This window comes from Nitrosomonas sp. Nm132 (genome assembly GCF_900100485.1).
Lineage (GTDB): Bacteria > Pseudomonadota > Gammaproteobacteria > Burkholderiales > Nitrosomonadaceae > Nitrosomonas.
In genome coordinates this window covers 1-3845 of record NZ_FNDH01000088.1, presented here as the reverse complement: position 1 = coordinate 3845, position 3845 = coordinate 1, and the positions used below count along the sequence as shown (strand labels likewise).

Annotated in this window: 2 protein-coding genes; one reads left to right on the top strand and one right to left on the bottom strand. The window is 48.0% G+C overall.

The features are described from left to right. The first annotated feature begins 326 nt into the window (after positions 1-326). Complete coding sequence (locus BLP80_RS16750; RefSeq protein ID WP_143002323.1) at positions 327-464, top strand: transposase; 138 nt, start codon at positions 327-329, stop codon at positions 462-464. A 434-nt stretch (positions 465-898) separates the two neighbouring features. Here BLP80_RS16750 and BLP80_RS14395 read toward each other — a convergent pair whose 3' ends face one another. Then, positions 899-3646 (bottom strand): M16 family metallopeptidase, encoded by a 2748-nt coding sequence (locus BLP80_RS14395; RefSeq protein ID WP_090544388.1) that lies wholly within the window; start codon positions 3644-3646, stop codon positions 899-901. Between the last annotated feature and the right edge of the window lie 199 nt (positions 3647-3845).

Here is a 3845-nt window from a genome sequence, read left to right as displayed (position 1 = left end):
TTGTTTGACTGCCTATTTTTGTATCTCCTCCCCTGGCACATGTAATCGATTGATTTATATTTGTTCTTTAGAATGCTTTAAAAACGAGGGATGCTCCGAGATCAGGTTGTCTGATATTGTTTTTAATTAGTTCATTACGCTTATAACATAAACTTCTCAGATTTTGATGTCACCCGCCGCACGCGAAAAGGAAATTTTCTCAATTAAATTGATCACCTGATTGATTGGTCGCCGATAGAGCAAACAATTGCGCAGTATTACGCGCGGCCCGCATCTGACGCCACAGGACGCCTTGCCTATCCAGGTCTGCTGCTGTTCAAAATGCTTTGGGTTGGTATTTGGCATGGTGGACCCAGAGCGATGAAGCGGTTGAAGACATGGCTAACGTGAATTTGCATGTGATGCGGTTTTGGGGTTTGAATCTGGAAGATGATGTTTCCGATCATTCGTCCGTTATGTCGTAGAGCGTATCTTCGGCAGTAAAGTTCTGCGTTACTGGGGATTAGCCAAAGCACATGCCTGGCATATGCTATATGCTACAAGCCATGGCGTATAACCTGAAAAGGTTGCCAAAGTTGTATGTCGATCACCTAATACCGCGGTTCTCTCAGGAAAAAATACATCTTCTGAGCCGATGAAATGCTTTAGCTTGATCCCTTCCAGATCTTTTTGCGAAGAAGCTACAGAAATATCACTTGGTCATCGGCCAAAAATCAGGATTTGTAGGGTTTCTTCAGAAATTACGAGTTTTGCAAAGGTCTCGGAGCTTTCATCGGATAGGATAGCGAGGAGCGGGCGCCGCACAGCGCTGTAATCGGAGTACAGCATCTTTTTACAGACTGTGAACGTGTGTGTGTCCTCGCTATCATCGTATGGCGGCTATTTGGATTGTTTCAGATTACTCTGGAGTCGTATCGGCGATGACCTTGGCGAAGTCGCCAGCCTTGACAATCGTCAGCTTGTTGAAATCGAGGTGCTTACGCAATGTCGCAAGGATCGATTCAGGTGTGAGCGCTGCGATTCTGCTTTCAAACTCGATATCCCACTGCATGGTGCGTTCGCGTGATAGATAATTGACCAAGCGTTCAGCAAGTACCTTATCCTGACCGCGTGCGACGCGCCGTGCTTGCAAATAACCTGTTTTGGCTGCTTTAACTTCTTCCGCAGTGAAACCCTCTTTCATCACGCGTTGCAATTCTTCTTTCACGGCAGACTCAACACGTGCCCGGTTTTCCGGCGCATAGATGGCGTATATGTTGAATTCGCCGTGTTCATCGAAAGCACTGGCTGAGAGGGTCGAGGCGACACTGTAGGATAAGCCTTCTTGTTCGCGGATGCGTCGCCATAATCTTGAGTCGGCCGAACCCCCAAGAAGATAATTGCCTACGATCAGAGCTGGATAATCAGGATTATCATCACGCAATTTGAGGTTCATGCCAGCTTGAAATACGGCATTGGCTTTATCGGGTGTTTCAAGGTTACGATTGATGGAGGTGACGTCTTGATAAGACATAGGGATGCGCTGGTAGGGGCGCGGACTTTTCCAGTCATCAAAAAGCTGTTGCATGAGCTGGCTAGTTTCTTCCGGTTCAAAATCACCCACGATAGAAAATTCACTGTCTGAAGCGCCAAATAGCTCCCTATGGCATTGCTTTACTTCGTCAAGTGTCAGCGCATTAAGGCGCTCGATACGCTCTTCTAGCGTCGGTGTGTAATGCCAGTGTGAGGTAGGATAAGGAGCGAGATGACGTTCCATGAGCAAGCTTGCCTGTGAGTCAGGCTCACTGCGCTTGCTTTCGATCGATGACAGCATGGCGAGCTTTAGCTGTTCAAATTCATTCTCAGGAAAAGTGGGTTCGCGCAGTACTTCAGCAACCAGCCTAAGTGTATCAGGAAGATTGGTGCGGACTGTTTCGATGGATACGCCTTCGATATTCACACTGATCTGTGCTTTGAGGCTGTCGAATGCATCGCGTAATGCTTCACGCGTATGCTGTTTCGTGCCGCGCATCAACATGGCGCTTGTCATATCGCATGCTGTAGCCCGGTTTTGCATGCTTTTCTCGTCACCCCAATGGAGTACAAGTGATGCCACGACCGTATTGCCACGGGTTTTCTTGGGTAGCATGGCAAGCTTCATGCCGCCAGGTAATGTAGCACGAATGATTCTTCTCTCAATATTAGTGGGTGTGGGATCAAATGCTTCTCCCGCGCTTATGCTGGGGTCACCACGATAGTTCTTGAGCATGAGGGCTACATCTGGAACTGCCGGTATCTCGGCACGATCAGTCGTCGAAGCGGGAATGAATAAGCCCAGTGTACGGTTGCTTGATTTGAAATAGGTATTAGCAGCACGTTGTACTTCATCGAGGGTCGTTTGCTTGAGACGATCGCGATGCAGGAACAACAATCGCCAATCGCCCATGGCAATGTATTCAGTGAGCGTGGTGGAGAGTGTGCGCGTATCAGCGAGTATTTGCTCAATCTTGTTTAGCAGGCGTGTACGGGCACGTTCAAGCTCTTCGGCAGTAATCGGGTGGGCAGTGAGCGATTCAACGGTATTGATCAGTGTGTCGCGCGCAGTATCCAGCGACATATCGGGTCGTAAATTTGCGCCGAAGAAAGCGTAACCTGCTTCGCGCAATTGGCGATCAAAACCTAGAACGGTGGTTGCGTATTTGGATTCTACCAGTGCTTTGTGGAGTCGACCGCCGGGAACTTGTTTGAGGATGGTCACCAGCAGATCAATCGCAGCGTATTCTGGATGTGCGCCAGAAGGAATATGGTAAAGTGTGGCGGCAATCTGGGTATCACCTACGCGGCGCAGCTTAACCATACGTTCACCATCTTGCGTTGGCTCGACCGTATAGGTTTTTTGCAGCTTGCGCGTCGGGCGTGGAATAGAGCCAAAATGACGCGCTACCATTTGCAGCGCCTCAACCTCCTCGAATTTGCCGGCAATGACAAGTACAGCGTTATCAGGTTGATAATAGTGGCGATAGAAAGCCTGTAATCGTTCAATCGGTACATTCTCGATATCTGAGCGTGAACCGATGATGGAGCGGCCATAATTATGCCAGGCATAGGCCGTCGAGGTCATGCGGTCAGCGAGTACGCTGAAAGGACTGTTTTCACCGGCTTCGAATTCGTTGCGCACTACGGTCATTTCGCTATCAAGATCCGATTTTGCAACACGTGAATTGACCATGCGATCAGCCTCCAGGTTGAGCGCCCAGTCAAGATTGTCCGCGCTGGCGGTAAAGGTCTCAAAGTAATTGGTACGATCATAGGATGTGGTGCCGTTCCAGCGGGCGCCACGCTTGGTAAATTCGTTTTTGATGTCAGAAAATTGCTCAGTTCCTTTGAATAAAAGATGCTCGAGCAGATGCGCCATGCCTGCTTCGCCATAACCTTCATCACGTGAACCAACGAGATAAACGACGTTGACCGTAATCGAGTCGAGTGAATTATCCGGAGCAAGCAATATGCGCAATCCATTGGCAAGCTGATATTCAGAGATACCTTCAACTGTTGTGATTTTAGTTAAACCAGCAGGTAATTCTGCGTGGGGTTGCTGGGCGTTAACTTCCTTAAACAATATAAGGGATATGACAAGAGCGGTAAAAGTAATCAGGTATCGGTGCATAATGGTTTTTTATTCTTAGATTAAGATTAATGAACAATTAAAAGACTACTTATTCAACAGGAAGTTCGATCACGCTACTTGCTTCTTTTCTCATATACACAGCGTAAGCTAGTACTCAGTCATTCTTCTAAAGTCGGGTAAAGTTTCTTCAATTTTACCCGAGCGTCATCATTCGTAAAGCGCCACTCCATGGGACGTG